This window comes from Micrococcus sp. iso_26 (assembly GCF_056172975.1).
This window is the reverse complement of record NZ_CM149652.1, coordinates 1,437,910-1,459,480: the sequence shown is the minus strand read 5'-3', so window position 1 is coordinate 1,459,480 and position 21,571 is coordinate 1,437,910. Positions and strand designations below refer to the sequence as shown.

The window sequence follows — 21,571 nt, the reverse complement described above, 5'->3', positions numbered from 1 at the left end:
TCGTGACCGATCCGCGCCCGCGCCCCGGCGCCGTCCCCACCGCCCGCCCTGCGGGCCGGCTGGGCATCGGCGAGGTCGTAGCCTCCCTCGAAGTCGAATTCCCCGGCGTCACCGCGTCCAAGGTGCGCTTCCTGGAGGACCGCGGCCTCGTGCTGCCCGAGCGGACCAGCGCCGGCTACCGGCGCTTCCGGCCCGAGGACGTGGACCGGCTCCGGTTCGTCCTCGCCCTGCAGCGCGACCACTTCCTGCCGCTCAAGGTGATCGCCGACCACCTGGCCGCGCTGGACCGCGGTGAACGCCCCACCGGCCTGCCCGGAACCGCGGCGGCCCCGGCGTCCTCGGACGCGGAGCGGCTCGGCCGCGAGGTCGCCGGGGGCCGCCGGTCGTGGACCCGCGCCGAGCTCGCCGCCGAATCCGGTGCGGGCGAGGAGCTGCTGTCCGAGCTGGACCAGTACTCGCTCCTGCCCGTCGATCCCGACGGCGGCTACCCGAGCCACGCGATGGACGTGGCCCGGGCCGCCGTCGTGCTCGCGGGCCACGGCCTGGAGCCGCGGCACCTGCGCCCGCTGCGGGCCGCCGCCGACCGCGAGCTGGGCCTGGTGGAGCGCGCCGTCGCCCCGCTGCAGGCCCGCCGCGACGCCGGCACCCGCCCCCGCGTGGCCCGCTCGGCACGGGAGATCGCGCAGGCCAGCCTGCGGTTGCATGCGGCCCTCGTGGCCGAGGGGCTAGAGCAGTGGGATGACTGAACCGCGCCCCGTGCCCGCCGACGAGGTCGGCGACGTGCCGCTCTCCGTGCTCGGCGTGCGCGTCGAGCTGCCCGAGCAGCACCACGTGATCCTGCTGGTGGATCCGCCCGGCCGCACGATGGTCCCGCTGTGGGTGGGCGCGCCCGAGGCCGCCGCCGCCGCGCTCGCACTCGAGGACGTCCGCGCGCCCCGGCCCCTCACCCATGAGCTGCTCCTGGCCGCCGTCGACGCCCTGGGCGCCGAGGTCGTGCGGGTGCGCCTCACCGAGGTCCGGGACGAGGTCGTGCACGCCGAGCTCGTGCTCTCCACGGGCGCCCGGGTCGACGCCCGCGCGTCGGACGCCGTCGTGGTCGCCCTGCGCGCCGACGCCCCCGTGCTGGGCAGCCCCGCCGTGCTCGCGGACGCCGGCATGCCGGCGCGGACGGGGGAGGAGGACGCCGGCCAGGAGCGCGCCGTCGAGGACTTCCGCGACTTCCTGGACACGGTGCGCCCCGAGGACTTCGCCTGAGCGGAGCCGGGGCGACACGGCGCGGCCTCGCCGCCAGCTTCGTTGACCGCCCCCGGACCCGCGCGTACCTTCGAGGGGAAGAGGGCCCCGCCACCCGGGGCGCCTCCGTCGTCCTCCCCACGGTCACCGGGGAGCGCCGCCACGGTCACCGGCGGCACATGACGGTCGCGTCCCCTTCCCGCACCGGGGGCCCCGCACCAGGAGGTTCCCCGTGACACCCACTGCAGGTCCTGGCCGGCCCCCCGCGCTCGGCACCCAGGGCACGCTCTTCGACGAGGGCGCGACCCGGGGCGACGACGTCGGCTTCCGCGGTCCCACCGCGTGCAAGGCCGCCGGCATCACCTATCGCCAGCTCGACTACTGGGCCCGCACGGACCTCGTGGTCCCCACGGTCCGCAGCGCCTCCGGCTCCGGCTCCCAGCGGCTCTACTCGTTCCGCGACATCCTCGTCCTCAAGGTGGTCAAGCGCCTCCTGGACACCGGCGTCTCGCTCCAGCAGATCCGCGCCGCCGTGGGCCACCTGCGCGAGCGGGGTGTCGAGGATCTGGCGCAGATCACCCTGATGAGCGACGGCGCCTCGGTGTACGAGTGCACCTCGGCGGACGAGGTCGTGGACCTCGTCCAGGGCGGCCAGGGCGTCTTCGGGATCGCCGTCGGCCGCGTGTGGCGCGAGGTCGAGGGCAGCCTCGCCGAGCTGCCCCGCGAGAGCGTGGTCGGCGCCCCCGAGCCGGGGAACGAGCTGGCCGGGCGGCGTCGGGCCCGCCGCTCCGCCTGACCCTCCACCCCGGGGCGCCCCGGAGGGCCGAGTCAGTCATCTTTCGTCTCGCAGCGGTGACTGTGCGCGACATGAGGCGGAACTCCGGCGCGGTGTGACACACTCCCAACCATGACCGCACCTGTCGAGAACTTCACCCCTCCAGAGGACGCGGCCGGGTCGACCGGAGCCGGCGCCGTCTTCTCCAAGGTCTTGGTGGCCAACCGCGGCGAGATCGCCGTCCGCGCCTTCCGCGCCTGCTACGAGCTGGGCGCCCGCACCGTCGCCGTCTTCCCCTACGAGGACCGCAATTCGATCCACCGCCAGAAGGCGGACGAGGCCTACCGCATCGGCGAGGAGGGCCACCCCGTGCGCGCCTACCTCGACGTGGACGAGATCATCCGCGTGGCGAAGGACGCCGGGGCCGACGCGATCTACCCGGGCTACGGCTTCCTGTCGGAGAACGCCGGCCTGGCCCGTGCCGCGGCTGAGAACGGGATCACCTTCGTCGGCCCGCCCGCCGACGTCCTCGAGCTGACCGGCAACAAGGTCGAGGCCCTGCGCGCGGCCAAGCGCGCGGGCATCCCCACCCTGGCCTCCTCGGACCCGAGCGCCGACGTCGAGTGGCTCCTGGAGCAAGCCGAGGAGATCGGCTTCCCCATCTTCGTCAAGGCCGTCGCCGGCGGCGGTGGCCGCGGCATGCGCCGCGTCGAGCGCCGCGAGGACCTGCGCGGCTCCCTCGAGGCCGCGATGCGCGAGGCGGACACCGCCTTCGGCGACCCCACCGTGTTCCTCGAGCAGGCCGTCCTGCGGCCGCGGCACATCGAGGTGCAGATCCTCGCCGACGGCGAGGGCAACGTCGTGCACCTCTTCGAGCGGGACTGCTCGCTCCAGCGCCGCCACCAGAAGGTCATCGAGATGGCCCCGGCTCCGAACCTGGACGAGGAGATCCGGCAGGCCCTGCACCGGGACGCCGTCGCCTTCGCCAAGGAGATGGGGTACGTCAACGCGGGCACCGTCGAGTTCCTCGTGGACACGGCGGGCGAGCGTGCGGGCCAGCACGTGTTCATCGAGATGAACCCCCGCATCCAGGTGGAGCACACCGTGACCGAGGAGGTCACGGACGTGGACCTGGTGGGCGCGCAGCTGCGCATCGCCGCCGGCGCCACCCTGCCCGAGCTGGGCATCACCCAGGACGCCCTCCAGGTCCGCGGCTTCGCCATCCAGTGCCGCATCACCACCGAGGACCCGGCCAACGGCTTCCGCCCGGACACCGGCACCATCACCGCCTACCGCTCGGCCGGCGGCTCCGGTGTGCGCCTCGACGGCGGCACCATCTACGCCGGTGCGGAGATCAGCCCTCACTTCGACTCCATGCTGGTCAAGCTCACCTGCCGCGGACGCGACTACGCCACGGCCGTGCGCCGCGTGCGCCGCGCCCTGGCCGAGTTCCGCGTGCGCGGCGTGGCCACCAACATCCCGTTCCTGATGAACGTGATGGACGACCCGCAGTTCGTCAGCGGCGACGTCGCCACGGACTTCATCGACAAGCACCCCGAGCTGGCCACGGTGAACCGCTCCCAGGACCGCGGCTCCAAGGCCCTGCAGTACCTCGTGGACGTCACGGTCAACCAGCCGCACGGCCCGCGCATCGAGGGCATCGACCCCCGCGACCGCCTCCCGGAGCACCCGGGCGACAAGCACCAGGAGCCGGACCGCTCGCCCTTCGACGGCCCGAGCCGGAACGAGGACGCGGCGCCCCCGCACGGCTGGCGTCAGGTGCTGCTGGAGCAGGGCCCCGAGGGCTTCGCCCGCACCCTGCGCGAGCAGACCGCGCTGGCCGTCACGGACACCACGTTCCGCGACGCCCACCAGTCCCTGCTGGCCACCCGCGTCCGCACCCGCGACCTCCTGGCCGCCGCCCCCGCCGTGGCGCACACCCTGCCGGGGCTGCTCTCGGTGGAGGCCTGGGGCGGGGCGACGTACGACGTCGCGCTGCGCTTCCTCCACGAGGACCCGTGGCAGCGCCTCGAGCTGCTGCGCGCGGAGCTGCCGAACATCCCGATCCAGATGCTGCTGCGCGGCCGCAACACGGTGGGCTACACGCCGTACCCCACCAAGGTGACGGACGCGTTCGTGGCCGAGGCCGCGGCGTCCGGCGTCGACGTGTTCCGCATCTTCGACGCCCTCAACGACGTCGAGCAGATCACCCCGGCCATCGAGGCGGTGCGTGCCACGGGCACCGCCGTGGCCGAGGCGGCCCTGTGCTACACGGGCAACATGACGGATCCGAAGGAGACGCTCTACACGCTCGACTACTACCTGGGCCTCGCCCGCCGGATGGTCGACGCCGGCGCCCACGTCCTGGCGATCAAGGACATGGCGGGCCTGCTGCGGCCCGCCGCCGCGCGCGAGCTCGTCACCGCCCTGCGCGCCGAGTTCGACCTGCCCGTGCACCTGCACACGCACGACACCGCCGGCGGCCAGCTGGCCACCCTGCTCGCGGCGGCGGAGGCCGGCGTGGACGCCGTCGACGCGGCCACCGCGTCCATGGCGGGCACCACCAGCCAGGTGCCGCTGTCCGCCCTGGTCGCGGCGCTCGAGCACACCGAGCGGGACACCGGGCTCGGCCTCGAGGCCGCCACCGCGATGGAGCCCTACTGGGAGTCCGTCCGCTCGGCGTACGCGCCCTTCGAGGCGGGGCTGCCCGCCCCGACCGGCCGCGTGTACCACCACGAGATCCCGGGCGGCCAGCTGTCCAACCTCCGCACGCAGGCGATCGCCCTCGGCCTGGGGGAGCGGTTCGAGGCCATCGAGTCGATGTACGCCGCGGCCGACGACCTGCTCGGCCACCTCGTCAAGGTCACCCCGTCCTCCAAGGTGGTGGGCGATCTGGCACTGCAGCTGGTCGGCTCCGGTGTGGACCCGAAGGAGTTCGCGGAGCGTCCGCAGGAGTTCGACATCCCGGACTCCGTGATCGGCTTCCTGCGCGGCGAGCTCGGCGACCCGCCCGGCGGCTGGCCGGAGCCCTTCCGGACCAAGGCCCTCCAGGGTCGCCGCGAGGGCGCGGGCATGGTGGAGATCTCCGCGGAGGACTCGACCGCCCTCGCCGAGGCCGGACAGACCCGCCGCGCGGTGCTGAACCGCCTGCTCTTCCCCGGCCCCACGAAGGAGTTCGAGGCGCACCGCGAGGAGTTCGGGGACACCGTCACACTGCACACCCGCGACTTCCTCTACGGCCTCGTCCCCGGGCGCGAGCACGTCATCTCGCTCGGACGCGGTGTGCGGCTGCTCGCCACCCTCATGTCCGTCTCCGAGCCGGACGAGAAGGGCATGCGCACCGTGATGGTCACCCTGAACGGTCAGCTGCGCCAGATGACCGTCCGGGACCGCTCGATCGAGTCCACCGTGCGGACCGCGGAGAAGGCGGACCCCGGCACCCCCGGACACGTCGCCGCCCCGTTCGCGGGCTCGGTCACCGTCCAGGTGGCCGAGGGCGACGCCGTCGAGGTCGGCCAGGCGGTGGCCACGATCGAGGCGATGAAGATGGAGGCCGCGATCACGGCCCAGGCCGCGGGCACCGTGCGCCGCGTGGTCACGGAGGGCGTCACGCCCGTCAACGGCGGAGACCTGCTGCTCGTGATCGAGTGAGCCCCGCGTGAGCCCGCCGCCGGCGGGCCGCCCCACGGGCCCGGACGCCATCGCGTCCGGGCCCGCGCCTATCCTGGAGGGCATGGACACCCCTGCTGAACACCACGACCTGCTCATCATCGGCTCCGGATCGGGGAACTCCCTGATCAGCGAACACTGGAAGGGCCGGAGCGTCGTGATCGCCGACTCCGGCACGTTCGGCGGCACCTGCCTGAACGTCGGCTGCATCCCCACCAAGATGTACGCCTACCCGGCCGGCCTGGCCGCACTGCCCCCCGAGGCCCGGAGCCTCGGGGTGGGGCTGGAGTTCACGGGCGCCGACTTCCCGGCCATCCGGGACCGCATCTTCACGCGCATCGACGGCATCAGCCGCGACGGGCTCCGCTACCGCCGGGACGATCTGGACTACACGAGCGTGATCCAGGAGGAGGTCCGCTTCGTCGGCCCCCGCCGCGTGCGCACCGCCTCGGGCCGGGAGATCACGGCGGACCAGGTGGTGGTCGCCGCGGGGTCGCGGCCCACCCTCCCGGCAATCCCGGGCCTGGACCTGCCGTCGGTGCACACCTCGGACACCGTGATGCGGATGGATCGGCTGCCGCGGCGGCTGCTCGTGGTGGGCGGGGGGTTCATCGCCTGCGAGTTCGCCTCCGTCTTCGCCGGGCTGGGGACCGAGGTCGTCCAGGTCAACCGCGGCCACCGGCTGCTCAAGCAGCACGACATGTCCGTGTCCACGACGTTCACGAAGATCGCGGCCCGGCGGTGGGACCTGCGCACGGGGTGGACCCCGGCCGGGATCGAACCGGTCGAGGACGCCGAGCGGGCCGCGGACGGCTGGGTCCGGGCGCACCTGGATCGCGCGGAGGGCCAGGAGCAGACCGGCATCGTGGAGGAGGCCATCGAGGCGGACGCGGTGCTGATCGCGGTCGGCCGGACGCCCAACACGGACCGCCTCGACCCCGCCGCCGCGGGACTGGACGTCACCGACGGCGGCGTCCTGGCCAGCGACGAGCATCAGCGCGCACTCTCCGACGGTGCTCCGGTGGAGGGGGTCTACGTGCTCGGGGATGTCGCCAACACGTGGCAGCTCAAGCACGTGGCCAACCACGAGGCCCGCGTCGTCGCGCACAACCTGGAGCATCCGGACGACCTTCGCGCCAACACGCTCGGCCCCGTGCCGGCGGCCGTGTTCACCCATCCGCAGGCGGCCTCCGTCGGGCTCACGGTGGAGCAGGCGCTCGCCGACTACGGCGCGGACGCGATCACGGTGAAGACCCAGTCCTTCGGGGACGTCGCCTACGGCTGGGCCATGGAGGACACCGAGGGCGTGTGCACCGTCGTCGCGGAGAAGGCCACGGGACGGATCCTGGGCGGGCACATCCTGGGGCACGAGGCCGCGAACCTCATCCAGCCGCTCGTGACCGGCATGGCGTTTGGCATCGACGCCCACCGGCTCGCGCGGGGCCAGTACTGGCCCCACCCGGCCCTCACCGAGGTCGTCGAGAACGCGCTGCTGGGCCTGGACGTGCCGGACTCCGGTCTGCTCTGACCGGACCCGCGGGGACGACGACGCCCGGCCGCGGGGGCCGGGCGCCGTCGTCGAAGGGGGCGTTCAGTTCTGCGGGGCGGGCTCCCCGTAGATGTCCGCGATCTGCGCGACGAAGTCCTTCATGATCGCCGACCGGCGCATTTTCAGGGACGGGGTCACATGGCCCTCCTCCAGGGAGAAGTCGCGGTCGAGGATGCGGAACTCCCGGATCCCCTCGGCGCGCGAGACCAGGCTGTTGGCCTTGTCCACGGCCTCCTGGATGTGGCGGCGCACCGCGTCCTCGCGTGCGGCCGCAGCGACGTCGAGGTCCTTCGGCAGCCCGTTCGCGGCGAGCCACGCGGGCAGGGTGTCGGTGTCGAGGGTGACGATCGCCGCGATGAAGGGCTTGCCGTCGCCGACCACCATCACCTGGGAGACGAGCGCGTCGCTGCGGATCGCGTCCTCAAGCATCGCCGGTGCCACGTTCTTGCCGCCGGCCGTCACCAGCAGCTCCTTCTTGCGGCCGGTGATCGTGAGGAAGCCGTCGTCGTCCAGGGCCCCGAGGTCGCCGGTGCGGAACCAGCCGTCCTCGAAGGCCTCCTCGTTCGCCTCCGGCCGGTTGTGGTAGCCGCGCATCAGCGAGGTGCCGCGCGTGAGGATCTCGCCGTCCTCGGCGATCCGCACCTGGTTGCCGCCGAGGGGGTGTCCGACCGTGCCGATCTTCAGCCGGTCCGGCCGGCCCACGGTGATGGGGGCCGTCGTCTCGGTGAGGCCGTAGCCCTCGAGGATGGTCACGCCCACGCCGCGGAAGAAGTGCGCCAGGTCGGTGGAGAGGGGGCCGCCGCCGGAGACCGCGTACGCGAGCCGGCCGCCCATGGCCGTCCGGATCCGGCGGTAGATCAGCGCGGAGTAGAACGCGCGCTGCAGCCGCAGGGGCGCCGTCATCTGGCCCGAGTCCAGCGCCCGGGACCAGCGGATCGCCACGTCCGCGCCACGGCGGAAGATCTTCTCCTTGCCGCCGCTCTGCGCGTTGAGCAGCGCCGCGTTGTAGATCTTCTCGAACACGCGCGGCACGGCCAGCACGAAGCTCGGCTGGAAGGTCTGCAGCGAGACCGAGAGCCGCTTGATGTCCGAGACGTGCCCGCAGCGTGCGCCCGCGGCGACGGTGAGCACCGAGACGAAGCGCGCGAACACGTGCGCCAGGGGGATGAACAGCACGGTGGAGGTGTCCTGGCGGACGACGTCGCCGAGCGAGGAGGACAGGGTCTGGTTGACGAGCTCCGCGAAGTTCTCGTGCGTGAGCTCGCAGCCCTTGGGCCGGCCCGTGGTGCCGGAGGTGTAGATGATGGTCGCCAGGTCGGCCAGGCCGGCGGAGGACCGGCGCGTCTCGAGCTCCTCATCGGTGACGTCCGTGCCCAGGGCGACGAGCGCCTCGAGACCGGAGCCGGGGGCGCCGTCGGCCGGGTCCATCGTCCACAGGCCGATCAGCTCCGGCAGGCCCTCGCGCTGCACCGCGTCCCGCACCGTCTTGGCGAGGTTCTCGTTCCCGGTCACGACGGCGCGCACGTGCGAGTCCTCGATGATCCAGGACACCTGGCTGACGGAGGAGGTCTCGTACACGGGCACGGTGACCGCGCCGGCATACCAGATGGCGAAGTCGACCAGTGTCCACTCCAGGCGGGTGGAGGCCAGGAGCCCGACCGTCTCCCCGGGCTGGATCCCGGCGGCGATCAGCCCCTTGGCCAGGGCCCGCACGCGCTCGCGGGCGTCCCGGGCGGAGACGTCCGTCCACTGGTCCTGCGCGTCGGGCACCGCGAAGAGGCCGTGGTCGGGACGCTCCGTGGCCTGGCGTTCCAGGAAGTCCGTGATGTTCGCCTCCGGGGACAGGCGGGGGTGGTACGGCTCGCTGATCTCGTGCATGGGACTCCTCGGGCGTTGGGTCGGTCCCGCCGACCGGTGGTCGGCGGAACGGAAGTATGTGTGAGTCGTGTCACGCACACTCTACAACCGGCAGCGGCAGGGTCCGGGCGCGACTCAGTGCGTCGTCATGGCGGCGACCGCGCTCCGGCCGTGGTCGATCAGCAGCGGCAGGTCGTGGTCGAGCGTGGCGACGTGGCGGCTGCGGGGCAGTCCCACCACCTCCACGGGGGCCTGGCGCAGGCCCCGCACCAGGGTCCGGTGGCTCGAGGCGGGCACGACGGCGTCGCGGGCGGACCGGTAGACCGTCACGGGAGCGGTGATCCGCGGCAGGGCGCGGCGGGCGGCCCGCTGGATGCGGCCGACGGCGGCGACGCCGGCCACCGGCGTGCGGGGGTAGGCGCGCTCGCGTGCCGTCGGGTCCGCGATGTCGTCCGCGATCGGGGCGACCGTGGGGACGAACGGGGCCAGCAACGGGGCGAAGGGGGCGAGGGGGCTGGCGAAGCGCAGCGCGGGGTTCACCACGAGCACGCCGGCCACGGGTCGGTGGGCCGCGGCGTCGAGCGCGAGGGCGCCGCCCATCGAGATGCCCGCCATGACCACGCGGCCGTGTCGGGCGAGCTCGAGGTCCACGACGGCCCGGACGGCGGCGCGGATCTCGTCCGCACCCGTGGCGGCCAGGTCCTCCCACCGCGTGCCGTGCCCCGGCAGCAGGGGCACGCTCACGGGGGAGCCGCCTGCCGCGAGCCCCTCGGCCCAGGCGCGGACGGAGGCCGGAGTCGAGGTGAACCCGTGCAGGAGCACGACGCAGTGGTCGCGCCGGGCGGGAGCGGCGGGCATGAGGCGCAGGGGCAGGTCTTCGGGGGCGACGGCGACGGGGCGGGGCATGCTCCCAGGGTAAGGCAGGCGGACCGTACGATGGGCAGGCACCCGACCGCCCCGACCGGAAGGCCCTCGTGTCCACGTTCTACTGGTCCGCCAAGACGTTCGCCGTGGCTCCGGCCACCCGCCTGCTGTTCCGCCCCTGGGTGAAGGGCCTCGCGAACGTGCCGGCCGAGGGCCCGGCGATCCTGGCCAGCAACCACCTGTCCGTCTCGGATTCGGTGTTCATGCCGGCCATGCTCGACCGCCAGGTGCACTTCCTGGCCAAGCACGAGTACTTCACCGGCCCGGGCGTGAAGGGGTGGGTCACCCGCCGGTTCTTCGAGGCCGCGAACCAGCTGCCCATGGACCGCTCCGGCGGAGAGGCGTCCCTGCGCTCGCTGGACGCGGGCCTCGCGGCGCTGCGGGAGGGCCGGCTGCTCGGGATCTACCCGGAGGGCACCCGCAGCCCGGACGGGCGGCTGCATCGCGGCAAGATCGGCGTGGCCAAGCTCGCGCTGGCCTCGGGCGTGCCCGTGGTGCCCATCGCGATGATCGGCACGGACCGGGTCCAGCCGATCGGCCACGTGCTGCCGCGGATCCGGCGCCTGGGCATGATCTTCGGCGAGCCGCTGGACTTCTCCGGCCGTGCCGCGGCAGCCGACGACCGCCGGGTGCTGCGGGAGGTGACGGACGAGATCATGGAGGCCATCCGGCGCCTGTCGGGCCAGGAATACGTGGACACCTACGCGGCGGACGTGAAGGCGGGCCGGGTGGCCGCTCCGCCGCGCGCCGGCGACTGAGCGGGGCCCGCGCGTCGTCATCCGGGGACGCCCAGACCGGGGCGCGGCACGCGGCCCCTAGCCTGGTGTGCATGACTGAAGACCCCCGCGAGAAGATCCTGGCCTTCGGCACCGCCATCTCGGAGGGCGCCGCCGACATCCCCGGCCTGGACCACTGGCGCTCGCTGCCGATCGCACAGGCGCCGTCCTGGGCGGACGAGGCCGACCACCGCGCCGCCGTCGCCGAGCTGAGCGCCCTGCCCCCGCTCGTCTTCGCGGGCGAGGTCGACCTGCTGCGCGCCCGTCTGGCCGACGTCGCCCAGGGCCGCGCGTTCCTCCTGCAGGGCGGCGACTGCGCCGAGACGTTCGCCGGGTCCACCGCCAACCGGATCAGCGCCCGGGTGAAGACCATCCTGCAGATGGCCGCAGTGCTGACCTACGGCGCCTCCATGCCGGTCGTGAAGATGGGCCGGATCGCCGGCCAGTTCGCCAAGCCGCGGTCCTCGGACACGGAGACCCGCGACGGCGTCACGCTGCCCAGCTTCCGCGGCGAGATCGTGAACGGCTACGAGTTCACCGAGCAGGCCCGCCGGCACGACGCCCGGCGGATGGTGCAGGCGTACCACACCTCCGCCTCCACCCTGAATCTGGTCCGCGCCTTCACCCAGGGCGGCTTCGCCGATCTGCGCAGCGTGCACCAGTGGAACCAGGGCTTCATGGCCAACCCGGCCTACGCCCAGTACGAGGAGATGGCCGCCGAGATCGACCGCGCGGTCCGCTTCATGAACGCCGCGGGCGTGGACTTCGAGGCCATGCGCCGCACCGAGTTCTACTCGGCCCACGAGGCGCTCCTGCTCGACTACGAGCGCGCCCTGACCCGCGTGGACTCGCGCAGCGGCGACCCCTACGCCACGAGCGCCCACTTCCTGTGGATCGGCGAGCGCACCCGCCAGGTGGACGGCGCCCACGTCGACTTCCTCTCCCGGGTCCGCAACCCGATCGGCGTGAAGCTCGGCCCGACCACCACGGTCGCGGACGCGCTCGAGCTCGCCGAGCGGCTGGACCCGGAGCGCGAGCCGGGCCGCCTGACCTTCATCACCCGCATGGGCGCGGAGCGGATCCGGGACGTGCTCCCCGGCATCGTCGAGGGCGTCCGGGACGCGGGGCTGGAGCCGGTGTGGGTCACCGACCCCATGCACGGCAACACCGTGACCGCGGCCAACGGCTACAAGACCCGCCGGTTCGAGGACGTGATGGACGAGGTCAGCGGCTTCTTCGAGGTGCACCGCGAGCTCGGCACGCACCCGGGCGGCATGCACGTCGAGCTGACCGGCGACGACGTCGCCGAGTGCCTGGGCGGCTCCGACCCGATCAACGAGGCCGACTTCGACGCCCGCTACGAGACGCTGTGCGACCCGCGGCTGAACCACCAGCAGTCCCTGGAGATGGCGTTCAAGGTCACCGAGGCCCTCTCCCACCCCGAGCGCCGCGCGCCGCGGGCCTGACCGCGCGGCCGGGCACGCCCCGGCTCAGCCGACCCAGACGTGGACCGCGGTGCCCTCGGGCAGGGCGGTCCCGGCGGCGGGGGACTGGTGCAGGACCCGGGACTCGCCCCGGCCGGAGAGCGGCAGCGGCAGGCGATGCACGCGGGCGTCCCAGCCGTCGTCCGCCAGCGTCGTGCCCGCCATCTCCGAATCCTGCCCGGTCACGTCCGGCACCGGGCGCACGGCGCGGCCTTCGGAGAGCACCACGCGGACCGCGGTGCCCGGCGTCGCCTGCTCGCCGGGGGCCGGGTGCTGCTCGATCACGGCCCCGGCCGGCACTGCGGGATCGGTGCGGCGCTCCGCGACCTCCACGGTGAATCGGGCGTCCCGGGCCACGCCGTGGGCCCGCCGGATCACGACGCCGGTCAGGTCCGGCACCGGCACCGGCGCGGGGCCGGCGGAGACGGTGAGCTCGACGGGGGTGCCGCGCCCTGCCGGCTCCCCGGCCGCGGGCGAGCTGGCGACGACCGTGCCCTCCGTGCGGAGTTCGTCGTGCCGGGCCGTGACCGCCGCGGTGAAGCCCGCGGCGGTCAGCCGTTCCTCCGCCGCCTCCCGGGCCAGCCCGTCGAGGTCGGGGACCACCGCCACACCTCCGACTCCGAGGCCGCCGGAGCCCAGCGTCCAGCCCAGCAGCAGGGCGACGCCGGTGAGCAGCAGGGTCACGGCCGCGCCGATCGCGGCGGTCCGGCCGGTGCCCTGGCCGAGGTCGAGGGCGGGGCGGCGGGCCGCCCGACGCAGCCGCCGCGGGGACTCGCGCCCCGGATGCCGGTCCGCCGGAGCGGGGTCGAGCCCGAGCGGGCCGATCGGCTCCGCCGGATGCGCGGCGGGCCGCCGGTCGGCCCCGCGCGTCGCCGCACGGGTGTCGATGACGTCGGTCATGTCCGCGTCGAGGTCGGACTCGGCCAGGGCGGGGAGCAGGCGCGTCGCGTGGTGGTCGCCGGCGTCGAGGGCCCGGGTCTCCAGGTTCCCGTCCGGGGCTGCGTCCTCGGGGCCATCGGCGGCGGGGGCGCCCACCGCCGGCTCCGCATCCGGGCCCTCGGCGGGGTGGCGGTCCGGTTCGTCGGGGTCCAGGCCCGCCGCCACGGCGTCGATGCGGTGCAGGAGCTCGCCGGCACCGGCGGGCCGGTCGGCCGGGTCCGGCTCGGTGCACCACAGCACGAGGTCGTCGAGATCCTCGGGGAGCCCGGGGTGCAGCGTGGACGGCACGGGGACCCGCTCGTGGACATGCCGGTAGGCGACCTGCAACGCGGTCGCCGCGGTGTACGGCTGGCGGCCCGTGAGCAGCTCGAACAGGATGATGCCCACGGCGTACACGTCGGAGCGGGCGTCGGCGGGCGCCCCGGCGATGTGCTCGGGGGCGAGGTAGGCGGGCGTGCCCACGACGGCCTGCCCGGCCAGGGTGTGGGCCGTGGCGGCACGGGACAGGCCGAAGTCCGCGACCGTCACCCGCCCGTCGTCGCGGACGAGCACGTTCTCGGGCTTCACGTCCCGGTGCACCAGCCCGGCGCGGTGCGCGGCGGCCAGGCCGTCGACGAGCGGACGCAGGAACCGCAGCGCCTCCCGGGGTGAGAGCGGTGCACGGTCCCGGATGACGGTGCGCAGCGTGCGGCCGGGCACGTGCTCCATCACGAGGTAGGCCAGCACGTCGCCGTCCTCGGCCTCGGTGTGGCCCTGGTCCAGGACCGCGACGACGTGCGGATGGGACAGCCGCGCCGCCGTCTTGGCCTCCTGCTCGAACCGGCCGACGAGGACGGGGTCCTCCGCCAGGTGCGGGTGCATGACCTTGAGCGCCACCTCGCGGTCGAGACGCTCGTCCACGGCCAGGTAGACGGTGGACATGCCGCCCCGGGCCAGCCGCTCGACGACTCGGTAGCGGCCGTCGACGATGTCCCCCACGAGGGGGTCCCGGCGTGCGCTGCTCATCGTCCCAGGGTAGGACAGGCGGCGGACCCCCTCGGGGCGGTCCGCCGCCGGCGGATCAGAACATCGCCATGGCGGCGCGCACCTTGGCCACGTAGTCCCGTGCCTCCGGGTTCAGGCCGCTGTCCAGCACCCCGCCGAGGCCCTGGTAGTAGGCCCCGATGCCCTCATCGAGTGTGGGGGTGCGGTCCTGCACGTACTTGATGAACGCGACGCCGGCCACCGCGTTGTCGTAGGGGTCCAGCAGGTTCAGCTCGCGGCCCACCAGCTCCGAGGCGAACTCGCCCGTGATCGGGATGACCTGCATCGCCCCCACGGCGTTGCCGGGGGAGACCGAGGCCATGCGGAAGCGGGACTCGGTGTACGCGTGGCCCAGGGCCAGGCGGGGGTCCACGCCCATCCGCTCGGCGGTCTCGCGGACGATCTGCTGCATCTGCTCGGGGGTGGGCTGCGGGACGGAGCGCAGCAGGCGCAGGTTCTCGTTCGCCGAGGCCGTGACGTGCGGCGCGTCGGTGCGGCCGAGGAAGGTGTCGCCGACCGCCTGGACGGCGGAGACCGGCTCCACCTCGAGGGTGCCGTCGGAGATCACGAGCACGTCGCCGGGGTGTAGCGTCGAGGCCCGCGTCAGGCCGTTGAGCTCGCGCAGACGGGGGATGGAGACCTCGAACCGCTGGGAGATCCCCCAGAGGGAGTCGCCGGAGACCACGGTGTACCGGACCGTCTCGCCGGCGGCCGCCGGGGCCTTCGAGGCCGGCGCGGGGGCGGTCGACGCGGGGGTCTTCGGTGCGGCGGCCGTGCGCTGCGTGGTCAGGACCATGCCCGGGTGGAGCATGCTCGACGCGCTCATGCCGTTGAGCCGCTGCAGCTGCGCGGCGGAGACGCCGGTGCGGCGGGCGATGATCCACCACCCGTCGTTCGGCTGCACCGTGTAGGTCCCGACGGCCGGTGCCGGGGCCGCCGCGCCGGTCAGGCGGAGCTCGTCACCCGGGTAGAGCACGGTCTCCAGGCCCAGGCCGTTGAACCGCAGCAGGTCGGCGACGGAGACGCCGCGGGCGGCCGAGATCCGGGTGAGGGTGTCGCCCGGGCGCACGGTGTGCACCGCAGCCTCCTGGGCGTGGGCCTGGGCGGGCAGACCGGTGAGCAGCAGCAGGGGCACCGCGCCGCCGGTCAGGACGGAGCGCAGGCGGCGGGAGCGGACGGGGTGTGGGACACGGCAGACCTCGGCATCGGATCGGACGGATGGAACACGACGGGGAAGTGACGGGCGGGACCCGTGGCCCCCCGCGGTCGACCGACGACGTCGGCGCCCGGCCGTGGAGCCTCGGCGATGTTATCGGAATGTGATCTTCGTGACCATACCGAGATCCATGCCGTCCGGGGCGCGGTGGGCCGGGCCCGTCGGCGGCCACGTAGGCTGGCGCCCGTGAGCACCACTTCCTCCGACACCCCGGTCCCCGCTGACGCGATCCCCGCCGAGCTCGACGCCCTCGTGGGCGAGTGGCTCTCCGTGCCCGACGTGGCGGAACACCTCGACCAGCGCGTGACCCGCGTCCACAACCTCGTGCATGATCGCCGCCTGCTGGCCGTGCGTCGTCCCGAGCCCGCGGTGCGGTCCGTGCCGGCCCTGTTCCTCACCGAGACCGGCGTGCTCGACTCCCTGCAGGGCACGCTCGTGCTGCTGGCCGACGCCGGCTTCTCCGACGAGGAGGCCCTCCGTTGGCTGTTCACCGAGGACGAGTCGTTGCCCGGCCGGCCCATCGACGCACTCCGGGACGGCCGGAAGACCGAGATCCGGCGCCGCGCCCAGGCCCTGGCCTGGTGAGCCGGCCCCGCGGGCGGCCATCCGCCCGCGGGGTCCGTCGCCGCTCAGTGGCGGCGCGACGTATATGCGTCGATCAGCCGCGTGAGCTCGGCGCTCACGTCCTCGGGGACGCCGTGCGCGAGCAGGCCCGCCACGGCCCCGGCCGCCTCATGCGAGAGCACCGCGACCCGCTCCTCGACGGCCCGGCGCGCACCGCACGCCTCGAGGACGCCCTGCCAGTGGGCCACCCGGTCCGCGCCGAGGTCCGGATCGCCGAGGTCCGCGTCGAGCGCGGCGGCCTCGTCCGGGGCGAGCAGCTCGACGGCGCGGGCGATGAGCACCGTCTGCTTCCCCTCCCGCAGGTCGTCGCCCGCGGGCTTGCCCGTGGTCGCCGGATCGCCGAACACGCCGAGCAGGTCGTCCCGGTACTGGAAGGCCATGCCGAACGGCAGCGACACCCGGGCGAACGCGGTCACCAGCCCGTCGTCCGCCCCCGCCAGCAGTCCGCCCAGGGCCAGCGGGTGCACCGCCGAATAGCGCGCCGACTTGTGCTCCACCACCGCCTCGGCGGCCGCCTCGGCCTCGCGGGCGTCGCGCGCCGCCGGGGCCATCTCGGCCACCACGTCGAGGTACTGACCCGCCATCACGCCGAAGCGCATCCGCTCGAGCTCGGCCCGCGCCCGGTCCTCCCGGGGCGTGCCGGCGAGGACGCGCGCGAAGGCCGTCTCGCTCATCCCCAGGGCGACGTCGCCGGCGAGGATCGCGGCGGAGACGCCGAAGTGCTCCGCGGCGTGGCGCCAGCCCGCCTCCCGGTGGAGGGACTCGAAGCGGCGGTGCACGCTGGGCATCCCGCGGCGGGTGTCCGAGCGGTCCAGGATGTCGTCGTGGATCAGCGCCGCGGCCTGGAACAGCTCGAACGCCGCGCCCGCCTCGGCGATGCGGGGGTCCTCCGCCTCGCCGCCGGCCGCCCGCCAGCCGAGCCAGGCCAGGACGGCGCGCAGGCGCTTGCCGCCCGCGGTCAGGTCCGCGATCGCGTCCACGAGGGGCGCCGTCAGCGGGTGGACGTCCCGGGCGCGTTCGCGGTGCTCCGCCAGCAGGCGGTCGAGGGCGTCGGCGACAGCGGCGCGGAAGCGGTCCTGGTCGGCGGGACGGGGGCGGGGGACGGCGACGTTGGCGGGCATGGCCCCACCCTAGCCGCGCCGCGCGGCGGCTCGCCGGTCCCGGATAGGCTCGGTCCATGTCCGAGACCGCGCCCGCTGCACCCCGCGATGAGGCGACGATCCTGCACGTGGACATGGACGCGTTCTTCCTGTCCGTCGAGCTGCGCGAACGGCCCGACCTCGAGGGGCGTCCCGCCGCCGTCGCCGCCCCGAGCGGCCGGTCCGTGGTGCTCTCCGCCTCGTATGCGGCGCGGGCCTACGGGATCCGCTCGGCGATGCCCCTGGCGCACGCCCGCGCCCTGTGCCCGCCGCTCGTGGTCATCCCGCCGCGCCAGCAGCTCTACCGGGCCGTCTCCGCCGAGGTGATGGCCGTGTTCGCGGACGTGACCCCCGTGATGGAGCAGCTCAGCGTGGACGAGGCGTTCCTCGACGTCGCCGGCGCCCGCCGCCGGCTCGGCCCGCCCGAGCACATCGGCCACCTGATCCGGGAGCGCGTCCGCTCCGAGCTGGGGCTGCCGTGCACCGTGGGCGGCTCGGCCGTGAAGTTCGTGGCCAAGACGGCGTCCACCGCGGCCAAGCCAGACGGCCTGCTGATCGTGCCGCCGGAGCGCACCCTGGACTTCCTCCATCCGCTGCCCGTGGGCCGGCTGTGGGGCGTGGGCCCCAAGGCGGCCGAGCGGCTCGCCCGGCGGGGGGTGGCGACCATCGGCGACCTCGCCCGGGTGGACCCCGCGCGGCTGGAGGCGTCGTTCGGGGCCGCCGGCCGGGAGTGGGCGTCGCTCGCCCGGGGCATCGACCCGCGCCCCGTCGCCCCGCGCCCGGCGGCCCGCAGCATCGGCGCGGACCACACCTTCGACGTCGACCCCGTCGACGTCGCGGGCGTCGACCCGGAGGTCCTGCGCCTGTGTCACCGGGTCGCGGCCCGGCTGCGCGCGGAGGGGGTCACCGCCGGCGCGGTCACGGTCCGCCTCAAGGCGCCGGACGGGTCGGTCCGCAGCCGCACCGCCCGCCTCGCCCGGCCGACCGCCACGGGCCACGACCTCCTCGGCCCGGCGCGGCGGCTCGTCCGCGAGCTGCACGCCGAACGGCCGCATCCGATCCGGCTCGTGGGCGTGCGCGCCGAGCGCCTCGGGGGCGAGGCCGATCAGCCTCCGGCCCAGGAGGCGCTCTTCGGCGGTCCCGCCTGGGGGACGGAGGACGAGGCGTCGGAGGAGGGCGACTGGGCCGGTGCCGAGGCCGCCCTGGACGCCGTCGCCCGGCGCTTCCCGACGGCGGCCGTGCGGCCGGCGTCGCTGCTGGGACGACGCGAGGCCCGCGCCGACGCCCGCCAAGACGCGCCGCGGCCGGGCCCCGGAGGCCCGGATCGGGAGTGAGGGGTTCCGGGGCCGGCGACGTCGCCACCTGGCTAGGGTGGGGCGGCAGGTCCTATCCTGGAGGGCAAGTCGGACGCGCGGGCGTCCCCTCCCGGTCCCGGAGGTGTCGGAGGCCGCGTTCGAAGGAGTCGCCATGCCCCTCTCAGAGCATGAGCAGCGGATGCTGGACCAGCTGGAGCAGCAGCTGCGCACCGAGGACCCCCGGCTGGCCACCCAGATGGCGGACACGGGGCGGCATCGGCTGCCCGTGGGTCGCGTCGTGGCCGGGGCCGTCCTCGCCGTGGTCGGGCTGCTCGTCGTGGTCCTCGGGGTCGCCAACCACGCGATCCTCCTGGGCGTGCTCGGCGTCGTCGTCATCGGGGCCGGCATCTTCCTGCTGACCACGCGGCCGCGCGCTGTCGCCTCCGGGGCCTCGGGCCCGGAGGCCCGCCGGTCGGGCGCACCGCGACGGCAGGGAGGCGGCGACTTCATGGGCCGCCTGGAGCGGCGCTGGGACGAGCGGCGCGCCGGAGGCGACTGAGCGCCTGGCCCGCCGGGCCCCCACTATCCTCCACTCCAGGCCCCGATCCGCTCCGGATCGGGGCCTTTCCGCTGCCCGAGGCTCCGTCGTCGCCGCGGCCCTCCACCGGGGCCCACCGGTCCTCCACGTCCCTCCACGGCGACGCCGGCCCCGGGACCCGCGGGATGGCGCGCCGGACTCGGGGGGCCTCGACACGCCCGTGGCGCCGGGACCCGCGTCCGGGGTTGATGGTGGAGGGAAGTGGGGTAATGTGGAGGGAAGGAGAGAGCATGGGTCCCGACCTTGGTCGGGAGGGACCGCTTGACGAGCCAGGGGGTCTGCCGTGTTCTTGGGCACGTACACCCCCCGGCTCGACGAGAAGTCCCGGCTGATCCTCCCCGCCAAGTTCCGCGAGGAGCTGGCGGAGGGGCTGGTCCTGACCCGGGGTCAGGAGCGCTGCATCTACGTGTTCAGCGCTCGTGAGTTCGAGCGGGTCCACGAGCAGATGAGGTCGGCTCCACTGTCCTCCCGCCAGGCCCGTGACTACATCCGCGTCTTCCTCTCGGGGGCGTCGGACGAGGTCCCGGACAAGCAGGGTCGGGTGACCGTGCCGGCGCCGCTGCGACAGTACGCGGGGCTGGACCGGGACGTGACCGTGATCGGCGCGGGGACGCGAGTGGAGATCTGGGACTCGGAGTCCTGGAACACCTACCTCGCCGAGCAGGAAGCCGCCTTCTCCGAGACCGACGAGGACGTCCTGCCCGGCGTCTTCTGACCATGACCACCCGACCTCGAGCGAGACCTCCAGCCGACGCCGCCGCACCTGACCCGTCTTCCCCTGGGCCAGGCGCGGCGGCGGACGGATGGGGATCCCGCCCGAGGTCCGCCAGGACCGCGATGTGAGCAGGAGGTCGAGAGTGGACGCAGGCCAGCCGCGCCCCGAGGGCCGCCACCTGCCCGTGATGCGGGACCGCGTCGTCGACCTCCTCGCCCCCGCCGTCCAGGCCGCGCTCGAGGCCGGCCGTACGCCCGTCGCCGTCGACGGCACGCTGGGCATGGGCGGGCACACCGAGGCCCTGCTGACCCGGTTCCCCCACCTGCGCGTCATCGGCATCGACCGCGACGTCCACGCCCAGGCCATGGCCGTCGAGCGCCTCGGCCCCCTCGCCGAGCGCCTGATCCCCTTCCACGGCACCTACGACCGGGTGCCCGAGGCCATGGCCGCCGCGGGCGTCACGAAGGTCGACGCCGCGCTCTACGACCTCGGCGTGTCCTCCTACCAGCTGGACGACCGGGAACGCGGCTTCGCCTACTCCTACGACGCTCCGCTGGACATGCGCATGGACGACACCGCCGAGCGCTCCGCCGCGACGCTCGTGGCGGAGCTGGACGAGCAGGAGCTGCGCCGCATCATCCGTCGCGACGGTGAGGAGCGCTTCGCCGGCCCCATCGCACGGGCCATCGTCCGGGCCCGCGCCGAAGCCCCCATCGAGACCACCGGCCGCCTCGTCGAGGTGATCCGCTCGGCCGTCCCCGTCGCCGCGGGGGCCACCGGCGGGCACCCGGCCAAGCGCACCTTCCAGGCCCTGCGCATCGCCGTGAACGAGGAGCTCGACATCCTCGACGCCGCCGTGCCCGCCATCCTCGACGCCCTCCACGTGGGCGGCCGCCTCGTGGTGATGAGCTACCACTCCCTCGAGGACCGGATCACGAAGCGGCACCTGAGCGCGTGGGCCACGTCCACGGCGCCCCCGGGGTTCCCGGTGGTGCTGGAGGAGCACGAACCCGTGGTGCGGGTGCTCACCCGCGGCACCGAGAAGCCCACCGAAGAAGAAATCTCAGAGAACCGTCGCGCCTCCTCCGCGAAAGTGCGTGCGGTTGAGAAGATCAGGACGTCCAGGACCACGGCATGACGCTGCACGAGGAGATGAGCATGGCCGCACACGCACGGATCGCAGAGTCGCTGCGCCCCGGGTCGACCCCCGTCGCCCCCGCGCGGCCGGCTCCGCAGGAGCGCACGCCGCTCTCGGTGGTGCCCGCCCCGCTGCCCCGATCCCGCTCCGGCGTGACCGTGCTGTGCGTCCTCGTGGTGCTCGCCGCGCTCGCGGCGGTGCTCGTCATGAACATCACCATGTCCAACCGGCAGTACGCCCTCCTGGACCTGCGCCAGGAGCAGCAGGCCGTCACCGAGACCAATGAGCGGCTGGCCGAACAGGTGGGCCACCTCGAGGCGCCGCAGAACCTGGCCGCGCGCGCCGACGCCCTCGGGATGGTCGCCCCCGCCGGCACCGCCTCCGTGGACGCGGGCACGGGCCAGTTCAGCGGCGAGGCCCAGGCGGCCCAGGACGGCGACATCTCCGCCACCTACGTCGCGCCGCCGGCGGACGCGGACGCGGTCCGCCAGGGGACGGCCGGCGACGGCCAGGACGAGATCGAGGGACCGCGCACCCTCGGCGGCGAGGACGCCTCCGCCGCCCCCGACCAGGACGCCGCCGACCGTTGATCGACCGTCCCGCCTCGCACCTTCCCC

General features: G+C 74.5%; 18 protein-coding genes. 13 read left to right on the top strand and 5 right to left on the bottom strand.

Features of this window, described 5'->3' with window-relative positions; all coding sequences use genetic code 11:
* Positions 1–2: 2 nt before the first annotated feature.
* The 5 genes from ftsR to AC0VX0_RS06625 all read left to right on the top strand — a co-directional run bounded on the left by ftsR (position 3) and on the right by AC0VX0_RS06625 (position 7,205).
* The gene (ftsR, locus tag AC0VX0_RS06645) at positions 3–746 is read left to right on the top strand and encodes a transcriptional regulator FtsR (RefSeq protein ID WP_101966013.1); all 744 of its coding nucleotides are present in this window, start codon (positions 3–5) and stop codon (positions 744–746) included.
* A complete protein-coding gene (locus AC0VX0_RS06640; RefSeq protein WP_221845011.1) occupies positions 739–1,254 on the top strand; it encodes a bifunctional nuclease family protein in 516 nt (171 codons plus the stop codon). The genes ftsR and AC0VX0_RS06640 overlap by 8 nt, the downstream gene beginning before the upstream one ends.
* Before the next feature lie 211 nt (positions 1,255–1,465).
* Positions 1,466–2,029 carry a MerR family transcriptional regulator gene (locus AC0VX0_RS06635; protein WP_101966011.1) on the top strand — a complete coding sequence of 188 codons (564 nt, stop codon included), beginning with the start codon at positions 1,466–1,468 and terminating at the stop codon, positions 2,027–2,029.
* Positions 2,030–2,140: 111 nt separating this feature from the next.
* Positions 2,141–5,659, top strand: a complete 3,519-nt coding sequence (locus tag AC0VX0_RS06630; RefSeq protein ID WP_101966010.1) for a pyruvate carboxylase — start codon at positions 2,141–2,143, stop codon at positions 5,657–5,659.
* A gap of 82 nt (positions 5,660–5,741) precedes the next feature.
* The gene (locus AC0VX0_RS06625; RefSeq protein ID WP_101966009.1) at positions 5,742–7,205 is read left to right on the top strand and encodes a mycothione reductase; all 1,464 of its coding nucleotides are present in this window, start codon (positions 5,742–5,744) and stop codon (positions 7,203–7,205) included.
* A 63-nt stretch (positions 7,206–7,268) separates the two neighbouring features.
* On the opposite strand, the gene AC0VX0_RS06620 is transcribed toward AC0VX0_RS06625, so the two are convergent.
* Together AC0VX0_RS06620 and AC0VX0_RS06615 are read right to left on the bottom strand one after the other, a co-directional pair.
* A complete protein-coding gene (locus tag AC0VX0_RS06620; protein ID WP_129866927.1) occupies positions 7,269–9,104 on the bottom strand; it encodes an AMP-dependent synthetase/ligase in 1,836 nt (611 codons plus the stop codon).
* 114 nt (positions 9,105–9,218) lie between these two features.
* Complete coding sequence (locus tag AC0VX0_RS06615; protein WP_060974301.1) at positions 9,219–9,989, bottom strand: alpha/beta hydrolase; 771 nt, start codon at positions 9,987–9,989, stop codon at positions 9,219–9,221.
* Positions 9,990–10,057: 68 nt separating this feature from the next.
* On the opposite strand from AC0VX0_RS06615, the gene AC0VX0_RS06610 reads away from it, so the two are divergent.
* Both AC0VX0_RS06610 and AC0VX0_RS06605 read left to right on the top strand, forming a co-directional pair.
* A complete protein-coding gene (locus tag AC0VX0_RS06610; RefSeq protein WP_098092486.1) occupies positions 10,058–10,765 on the top strand; it encodes a lysophospholipid acyltransferase family protein in 708 nt (235 codons plus the stop codon).
* A 71-nt stretch (positions 10,766–10,836) separates the two neighbouring features.
* Positions 10,837–12,249: a class II 3-deoxy-7-phosphoheptulonate synthase gene (locus AC0VX0_RS06605; RefSeq protein ID WP_036316682.1), complete on the top strand. Its 1,413-nt coding sequence runs from the start codon at positions 10,837–10,839 to the stop codon at positions 12,247–12,249.
* A 24-nt stretch (positions 12,250–12,273) separates the two neighbouring features.
* Here the strand turns inward: AC0VX0_RS06605 and pknB are convergent, their stop codons facing one another.
* Together pknB and AC0VX0_RS06595 are read right to left on the bottom strand one after the other, a co-directional pair.
* On the bottom strand, positions 12,274–14,211 hold the full coding sequence (pknB, locus tag AC0VX0_RS06600) for a Stk1 family PASTA domain-containing Ser/Thr kinase (RefSeq protein WP_230297514.1): 1,938 nt from the start codon (positions 14,209–14,211) through the stop codon (positions 12,274–12,276).
* Between the two features lie 55 nt (positions 14,212–14,266).
* Positions 14,267–15,364 carry a LysM peptidoglycan-binding domain-containing protein gene (locus AC0VX0_RS06595; protein ID WP_230297513.1) on the bottom strand — a complete coding sequence of 366 codons (1,098 nt, stop codon included), beginning with the start codon at positions 15,362–15,364 and terminating at the stop codon, positions 14,267–14,269.
* A gap of 267 nt (positions 15,365–15,631) precedes the next feature.
* Here AC0VX0_RS06595 and AC0VX0_RS06590 point away from each other — a divergent pair, with 267 nt between their 5' ends.
* On the top strand, positions 15,632–16,030 hold the full coding sequence (locus AC0VX0_RS06590) for an Rv2175c family DNA-binding protein (RefSeq protein ID WP_044659490.1): 399 nt from the start codon (positions 15,632–15,634) through the stop codon (positions 16,028–16,030).
* 44 nt (positions 16,031–16,074) lie between these two features.
* On the opposite strand, the gene AC0VX0_RS06585 is transcribed toward AC0VX0_RS06590, so the two are convergent.
* On the bottom strand, positions 16,075–17,190 hold the full coding sequence (locus AC0VX0_RS06585; RefSeq protein ID WP_475451432.1) for a polyprenyl synthetase family protein: 1,116 nt from the start codon (positions 17,188–17,190) through the stop codon (positions 16,075–16,077).
* Between the two features lie 56 nt (positions 17,191–17,246).
* Between AC0VX0_RS06585 and dinB the strand changes: the two genes are divergently transcribed.
* From dinB to ftsL, 5 genes are all read left to right on the top strand, one after another.
* Positions 17,247–18,542 carry a DNA polymerase IV gene (gene dinB, locus AC0VX0_RS06580; RefSeq protein WP_207476451.1) on the top strand — a complete coding sequence of 432 codons (1,296 nt, stop codon included), beginning with the start codon at positions 17,247–17,249 and terminating at the stop codon, positions 18,540–18,542.
* Positions 18,543–18,675: 133 nt separating this feature from the next.
* The gene (locus tag AC0VX0_RS06575) at positions 18,676–19,062 is read left to right on the top strand and encodes a DUF3040 domain-containing protein (RefSeq protein WP_012750919.1); all 387 of its coding nucleotides are present in this window, start codon (positions 18,676–18,678) and stop codon (positions 19,060–19,062) included.
* Between the two features lie 322 nt (positions 19,063–19,384).
* Positions 19,385–19,816, top strand: a complete 432-nt coding sequence (mraZ, locus tag AC0VX0_RS06570) for a division/cell wall cluster transcriptional repressor MraZ (protein ID WP_002854575.1) — start codon at positions 19,385–19,387, stop codon at positions 19,814–19,816.
* A 142-nt stretch (positions 19,817–19,958) separates the two neighbouring features.
* Positions 19,959–20,954 carry a 16S rRNA (cytosine(1402)-N(4))-methyltransferase RsmH gene (gene rsmH, locus AC0VX0_RS06565; RefSeq protein ID WP_207476443.1) on the top strand — a complete coding sequence of 332 codons (996 nt, stop codon included), beginning with the start codon at positions 19,959–19,961 and terminating at the stop codon, positions 20,952–20,954.
* A 20-nt stretch (positions 20,955–20,974) separates the two neighbouring features.
* Entirely contained in the window at positions 20,975–21,544 is a 570-nt protein-coding gene (gene ftsL / locus AC0VX0_RS06560; RefSeq protein WP_235186537.1) for a cell division protein FtsL, read from the top strand.
* Positions 21,545–21,571: the final 27 nt, after the last annotated feature.

Bases quoted from the DNA above. Each gene is read 5' to 3' on its own strand.
- AC0VX0_RS06640 (WP_221845011.1), top strand. From the start codon at position 739: ATGACTGAACCGCGCCCCGTGCCCGCCGACGAGGTCGGCGACGTGCCG.
- AC0VX0_RS06630 (WP_101966010.1), top strand. From the start codon at position 2,141: ATGACCGCACCTGTCGAGAACTTCACCCCTCCAGAGGACGCGGCCGGG.
- AC0VX0_RS06625 (WP_101966009.1), top strand. From the start codon at position 5,742: ATGGACACCCCTGCTGAACACCACGACCTGCTCATCATCGGCTCCGGA.
- AC0VX0_RS06620 (WP_129866927.1), bottom strand. From the start codon at position 9,104: ATGCACGAGATCAGCGAGCCGTACCACCCCCGCCTGTCCCCGGAGGCG.
- AC0VX0_RS06615 (WP_060974301.1), bottom strand. From the start codon at position 9,989: ATGCCCCGCCCCGTCGCCGTCGCCCCCGAAGACCTGCCCCTGCGCCTC.
- AC0VX0_RS06605 (WP_036316682.1), top strand. From the start codon at position 10,837: ATGACTGAAGACCCCCGCGAGAAGATCCTGGCCTTCGGCACCGCCATC.
- pknB (WP_230297514.1), bottom strand. From the start codon at position 14,211: ATGAGCAGCGCACGCCGGGACCCCCTCGTGGGGGACATCGTCGACGGC.
- AC0VX0_RS06585 (WP_475451432.1), bottom strand. From the start codon at position 17,190: ATGCCCGCCAACGTCGCCGTCCCCCGCCCCCGTCCCGCCGACCAGGAC.
- dinB (WP_207476451.1), top strand. From the start codon at position 17,247: ATGTCCGAGACCGCGCCCGCTGCACCCCGCGATGAGGCGACGATCCTG.
- AC0VX0_RS06575 (WP_012750919.1), top strand. From the start codon at position 18,676: ATGCCCCTCTCAGAGCATGAGCAGCGGATGCTGGACCAGCTGGAGCAG.
- ftsL (WP_235186537.1), top strand. From the start codon at position 20,975: ATGGCCGCACACGCACGGATCGCAGAGTCGCTGCGCCCCGGGTCGACC.